The organism is Microbacterium sp. sgz311019 (genome assembly GCF_056135325.1).
This window is the reverse complement of record NZ_JBWAXO010000008.1, coordinates 69,403-75,294: the sequence shown is the minus strand read 5'-3', so window position 1 is coordinate 75,294 and position 5,892 is coordinate 69,403. Positions and strand designations below refer to the sequence as shown.

Sequence of the window (5,892 nt, the reverse complement as noted above, 5' to 3'; positions counted from 1 at the left end):
GGTCAGAGCGGCAAACCACCCCGCGCCACGGCCGCGTCCCCACACGGTCCCAGCGTTCAAATTCCTCACCCGTCGGTACGAGAATCAGAAAATCCGTATCAACGACGCGAGAAGCATCTGACCAGGTCAGCTCCCCCAAGCTTCACGGTCGGCGTTTGCTCATACCCCCAGCAGACGGCTGAGCTGAACGATCCGAGGCCGAACGTAGCCTGCGCCCGACACGGACGTCAAGGGTTTTCATCAGCGGATCTGGGCGAACACTCAGGAAAGAGCATCATGCCGAATCCGGCATACGAGTCCTGACCAGGGATTTACTGCAGTCCGCTGTAGACGTGCAGGCCCTTGAAGAACATGTTGACGATGGTGAAGTTGAACATGACGGCGGCGAAGCCGACGATCGAGAGCCAGGCCGATCGGGTGCCGCGCCAGCCTCGCGTCGCGCGGGCGTGGATGTAGCCCGCATACAGCACCCAGATGACGAAGGTCCACACTTCCTTGGTGTCGAAGCCCCAGTATCGGCCCCAGGCGTCGTTCGCCCAGATCGATCCGGCGATGAGTGTGAACGTCCAGCCGATGAAGCCGATGATCGCGAACCGGTAGGCGAGCGACTCGAGGGCGTCCGCGCCGGGCAGGGTGCGCAGGAAGCCCGGGCCGGTCTTGACCGGCTGGGCGTCCGGTCCCGCGGCCGCCGCCTCGACGACCTTGCGCTCGCGGTGCGACTGCATGAGCTGCGCGACCGAGAGTCCGAACGCGATCGCGAACAGGGCGGTCGAGAGGGATGCGACGAAGACGTGGATGACGAGCCACACGCTCTTGAGCGGGTCCATGAGCGGGGTGATCGGCACGTAGAAGCCGACCATCGCGCCGCCCATGAGGAGCACGACGAGGCCCGTGATGAACGCCCCGAGGAAGCGGAGGTCGTAGCGGATCAGCACGATCAGGTACACGAAGACGATCAGCATCGTCCCCGTGAGCGAGAACTCGTACATGTTCGACCAGGGCACGCGCCCGGCGGCGATGCCGCGCGTGACGTCGGCGCCGATGTGGAAGAGCAGGCCGAGCACCACGAGGGAGGTGCCGATGCGGGCCCAGACCTGTCGCGAGCGCTCGGCGATGGGCGCGTGCAGCTCCTTCTCCGCCGCGCGCTCCTCGGCGCGCATGACGGATGCCGCGTCCCCTGCGACCGGCGCGGAGCCGCCCGCCGCGGCCACGGCGACGAGTTCGCGCGCCGCCTCGCGCTCCGCCGCATCCTTCGCCTCGATCGCGAGCGCCGAGCGCTTCGACAGATCGATCGCGTATGCGATGAAGGCAAGGGCATAGATCGCGACGGCCGTCCAGACGAGCAGGATCGAGATCGAGTCGAGCGAGGGCATGGTGTCAGTCTACGCCCGGTTTTCCGGGGCTCCCGAGGCCCCGGCCGGCGTCGCCGTTCCCTCCGTGCGGAGCGCCTCCGCATGCTTCTCGGCCAGCGTGTCGACGGCTGCGGCGAGGGTCGGATCCTCGCCGCGCGCTAGGCCCGCGTACTCGAGGCGCACCGCGGATCCGTCGGCCTTCGCCGCGACCCACATGCGCCGCCGCGGCACGAACAGCGCGACCACGAGACCCGCGACCGCGAACGCGGCGAACAGCAGCACCCAGGGCCCCGCGGCGTCGTGGTGGATCGACAGCGACACGAAGCGCTTGACCGACTGGCTGCCGTCGGTGGAACCCGCCGGCGACATGTCGTCGAACGTGATGGTGCCCATCCCCTTCGGCAGCGACGCGGTCTTGCCGGGCTCGAGCTCGATGGAGTCGACGCCGGTCTTCCCACCGGTCAGCTGCGTCATGCCGGTCTGGTCGAGCGCGTAGACCGAGCGCGGAGTGCCGTTGTTGATGCCGAGATCGCCGCCGTACACATTGAGGGTCAGCACGGGGTTCACGAGCGCCGGATACGCGGACGTGAACGCGCCGGTGCTCATCTTGACGCTCGTCGGGTAGAAGAACCCGACCAGACCGAGCTGCTCCGGCAGGCCGTCCGGGATCTTGATGACGCCGAGCGAGGTCAAGTTCGCGTCCTGCGGCAGGAAGGGGATCGAGTCGTGGAAGACGATGTCCCCCTGGGCGTTGCGCACGGTGACCGTCGGCGCGTAGCCGTTGCCGAGCAGGTAGATCCGGTCGCCCGCGAACGTGAGCGGGTGGTTGACCCGCACCTCGTCGCTCGTGGGCTGAGCCCCCTCCATCTGGGTCGTGACGTGGGCGACGAAGTCGCCGGCCTGCCCGGATCCGGGCTTCCCGTACGGCTGGTAGGTGACGTCGAACTTCTTGAGCGACAGCGTGTACGGCACGAGCGCGTCCGAGTTCACGAAGCGCCCGGGGTTGAACGAGTCGTAGTCCGTGAGCGCGTCGACGAACGTCTGCCCCTCGACCACCACGCGCTGGCCGGTGTAGGTCAGCCCGCCGCCGATGCCGACCGCCAGCAGGACCCCGACGAGGGATGCGTGGAACACGAGGTTGCCGGTCTCGCGGAGGTAGCCGCGCTCCGCCGAGACCGAGAAGGCGCCCCTGCCGTCATACCGCTCGACCCGGTAGCCGGCGCGACGCAGCTGCTGCTGGGCGACGTCGATCGCGTGCTCGGCGGCGATCGCCGCATCGGTTCCCGCTGCGAGCTCGACGACCTCCTCACGGTGGTCGGCCAGTCGCGAGAGGCGCGCCGGCGTGCGCGGCGGCCGGGCGCGGAGGGCCTGCCAGTGGTGTCGCGTGCGCGGGATGACGCAGCCGATGAGCGAGACGAACAGCAGCATGTAGATCGCCGAGAACCACGCCGACGTGTAGACGTCGAACAGCTGCATGTGATCGAGGATCGGGAACAGGACGGGGTTGTCCTGCTTCCACTGCACGACGCCGTTCGGGTCGGCGCTGCGCTGCGGGACGATCGAGCCGGGCACCGCGGCGATGGCGAGCAGCAGCAGCAGCACGAGCGCCGTGCGCATGCTCGTGAGCTGACGCCAGCCCCACCGCATCCATCCGACGAAGCCGAGCTTCGGCGACGTCACCGATTCGTCGATCTCGATGCCGTCGACGGCGTCGGACGGCCGCAGGGGGTCCGAGCTGGTGCCGGTCGAGGGCTCGTCAGAGCGGGAGCGGGACACTGCCGATCACCCCTTGCAGTTGGGACATGAACGCGCTCCAGACGCCGGTCACCATCAGGATGCCGAGGGCGACGAGAAGCGCGCCCCCGATGAGGTTGACCGCGCGGATGTGACGGCGCAGGAAGGTCAGGGAGCGGGTCGCCCACCCGAATCCGAGGGCGATGAGGACGAACGGGATGCCGAGTCCCAGCGAGTATGCGAGGCCGAGGAGCGCCCCCCGCATCGGGTCGGCGGCATTCCAGGAGAGGGCCATGATGGCGCCCAGGGTCGGGCCGATGCACGGGGTCCAGCCGACGCCGAGCGCCAGCCCGAGCAGCGGCGCGCCGATGAGGCCGATCTCGCCGCGCACCTGCGGGTGGACGGTCCGCTGCGCGAACCCGAACACGCCGATGAAGACCAGGCCGAGGGCGATCACGACGACGCCGAGGATGCGCGTGATGAGGTCGGAGTAGAGCTGGAGGAACTGGCCGACCGTACCGCCCAGGATCGTCATCGACACGAACACGACCGTGAATCCGGCGATGAAAAGTAGGACGCCGAGGAGGAGACGACGACGCCCGGGCATGCCGGAGTCGGCGGCCGCGTCATCCGTGGCCCGAGGCTGGACCGCGCCTCCGATGTAGCCGAGATACCCCGGAACGAGCGGCAGCACGCACGGCGAGAGGAACGAGAGCAGCCCGGCTGCGAGCGCGATCGGCAGGGCGAGCCACAGGGCCCCATCGGCGATGAGGCCGCCGAGGTTCACGAATTCTCCGTGAGGACCGTGCTCACGATCGACGTCAGGATCGACGCATCCGGCAGCTCGCCGATGATGCGGGCGGCCACGCGCCCCTTCTTGTCGAGCACGATCGTGGTCGGCGTCGCGCTGAGCGGCGTCGCCTTGGAGAAGTCGAACTTCACCTGGCCGTCATCCACCGCGATGATGCTCGGGTAAGCGACCTTGTAGGTCTTCGCGAACGATGCGGACGTCGCGGCCTGGTCTCGCGTGTTGACGCCGAGGAACGAGACGCTCTTGCCGCTGAGGTCCGCGAGCGCCTTGTCGAGACGCGGCGCCTCCGCACGGCACGGGCCGCACGCGGCGTACCAGAAGTTCACGACCAGCACGCCGCCGCTGTAGTCGGTGCTCGAGACCTTCTTGCCCTCGTCGGTGGTGCCGGTGAAGACGACGGGCGCACCGCGCTCGGCCGGAGCGATCTCCTTCGTCTGGAAGTCGCCGGCGACATACCCCTTGTTGTCGCCGCTCTTGTACTGCGCGGCGAGCGGATTGTCGGACGTGCACGCGGCAAGACCGCCGGCCAGCACGACGGCGAGCAGGGCGGATGCCGCGACCGTCGCCCGGCGTGTCCTGAACAGCCTCATACCGCCCCCACATCCACCGCACCCGCGGTGACCGCGGGCTCTGCGTAGGCGACCTCGACCCACTGGTCGGGACCGCCTTCGAAACTCGTCACGCTCGACAGCGCGCACCGCCTCTTCGCGGGATTGTGCTTGAGCGGCTCGCCGGCGACGGCCAGGTGGGTGACCCAGATCGGCAGCTGGTGGGAGACGACGACCACGTCGCCGTGACGGGTGCGGGTCCACGCATCCGCCATCGCCGCACGCATCCGGGCGACCACCTGTGCGTACGGCTCACCCCAGCTCGGCACGGACGGCCGCACGAGGTGACGCCAGTTGAGCGGATTCGCGACGGCGCGCTTCATGCGCTTGCCCTCGAAGACGTTGGTGGGCTCGATCACCCGCTCGTCGATGACGGGCTCGATGCCGAACAGCTCGACGAAGGGCTCGGCCGACTCGCGGGTGCGCTGCAGCGGCGAGCACACGAGGGCTCCGACCGGTCGCTCGAGGCGCTTCACATAGTCGGCGCTCTGCCGCGCCATCCGCCGCCCGTCGGCGCTCAGCCGGAACTCCGGGAGTCGCCCGTAGAGCACGCGGTCGGGGTTGTGGACCTCCCCATGGCGCACGAGATGGAGGCGATCGGCGGGCACCCCCCCAGTCTACGTGGGAGGGTTCTGTGGGCAGGCTGAGCGTCACCCGAGCGGGCCCGCTCCGGATACGGAGGGGATCCCCTGGGCGTTGGCTGACCAGCCGCGTGCCGAGGGGATGCGCCGGCGTGCATCGCGCGCATAATGGGCGCAGAGTGGCGCCTCCCGAGGGCGCCGTCCGGCTCGGGCAGAGCCGTCCAGGAGGAGAGGTGATCGTGGTGCGCAGAATCGTGGGATGGCTGACCGCGGTCGTCGGCATCCTCTTCCTCGGCGGCGTCGCCGCCGGCATCGTGCAGGCCTCCGCGTCGGCCAATCCCTGCCCGGACGTGCCGCCGACGACGGTCGGTCAGATCGAGGTGCCCCGCGGGCCGGTGGAGGGCTACTGCCAGCCCGAGCTCGTCAACGCGGCCAAGATCATGACCGCGGCCCGCGACATGGGCATCGGCCAGCGCACCCAGACCATCGGCGTCATGACCGCGATCGGCGAGTCGAAGCTGCGGAACCTCGACTACGGCGACGCGGCGGGCCCCGACAGCCGTGGCGTGTTCCAGCAGCGCGACAACGGCGCGTGGGGCACGCTCGCACAGCGCATGGACCCGTATGTCGCGGCGCGCACCTTCTTCACGAAGCTGACGAAGGTCCCGGGCTGGCAGACAATGGATCCGACGACGCTCGCCCACGCCGTGCAGATCAATGCGGATGCCGGGTACTACAGCCAGTTCTGGAGCCAGGCCGAGCGCATCGTCGCGACGCTCACTCCGTCCTCGCGCTGAGGCGCGGCG

6 protein-coding genes are annotated in these 5,892 nt (G+C 69.2%); 1 reads left to right on the top strand and 5 read right to left on the bottom strand.

The annotated features are described in order from the left end of the window. Nucleotides 1-311 precede the first annotated feature (311 nt). Genes ccsB through AC0NZN_RS13950 form a run of 5 tightly spaced genes read right to left on the bottom strand, consistent with a single transcriptional unit; the run spans nt 312 to nt 5,113 of the window. Nucleotides 312-1,373, bottom strand: a complete 1,062-nt coding sequence (gene ccsB, locus AC0NZN_RS13970; protein WP_474592918.1) for a c-type cytochrome biogenesis protein CcsB — start codon at nt 1,371-1,373, stop codon at nt 312-314. Nucleotides 1,374-1,382: 9 nt separating this feature from the next. Beyond that, nucleotides 1,383-3,128: a cytochrome c biogenesis protein ResB gene (gene resB / locus AC0NZN_RS13965; protein WP_474592917.1), complete on the bottom strand. Its 1,746-nt coding sequence runs from the start codon at nt 3,126-3,128 to the stop codon at nt 1,383-1,385. After that, nucleotides 3,109-3,873, bottom strand: a complete 765-nt coding sequence (locus AC0NZN_RS13960) for a cytochrome c biogenesis CcdA family protein (RefSeq protein WP_474592916.1) — start codon at nt 3,871-3,873, stop codon at nt 3,109-3,111. The genes resB and AC0NZN_RS13960 overlap by 20 nt, the downstream gene beginning before the upstream one ends. Beyond that, a complete protein-coding gene (locus AC0NZN_RS13955) occupies nt 3,870-4,487 on the bottom strand; it encodes a TlpA family protein disulfide reductase (RefSeq protein ID WP_474592915.1) in 618 nt (205 codons plus the stop codon). Before AC0NZN_RS13955 ends, AC0NZN_RS13960 begins: the two co-directional genes overlap by 4 nt. After that, nucleotides 4,484-5,113 (bottom strand): histidine phosphatase family protein, encoded by a 630-nt coding sequence (locus AC0NZN_RS13950; RefSeq protein WP_474592914.1) that lies wholly within the window; start codon nt 5,111-5,113, stop codon nt 4,484-4,486. The genes AC0NZN_RS13955 and AC0NZN_RS13950 overlap by 4 nt, the downstream gene beginning before the upstream one ends. 212 nt (nt 5,114-5,325) lie before the next feature. Between AC0NZN_RS13950 and AC0NZN_RS13945 the strand changes: the two genes are divergently transcribed. Continuing rightward, nucleotides 5,326-5,883 (top strand): hypothetical protein, encoded by a 558-nt coding sequence (locus AC0NZN_RS13945; RefSeq protein WP_474592913.1) that lies wholly within the window; start codon nt 5,326-5,328, stop codon nt 5,881-5,883. Nucleotides 5,884-5,892: the final 9 nt, after the last annotated feature.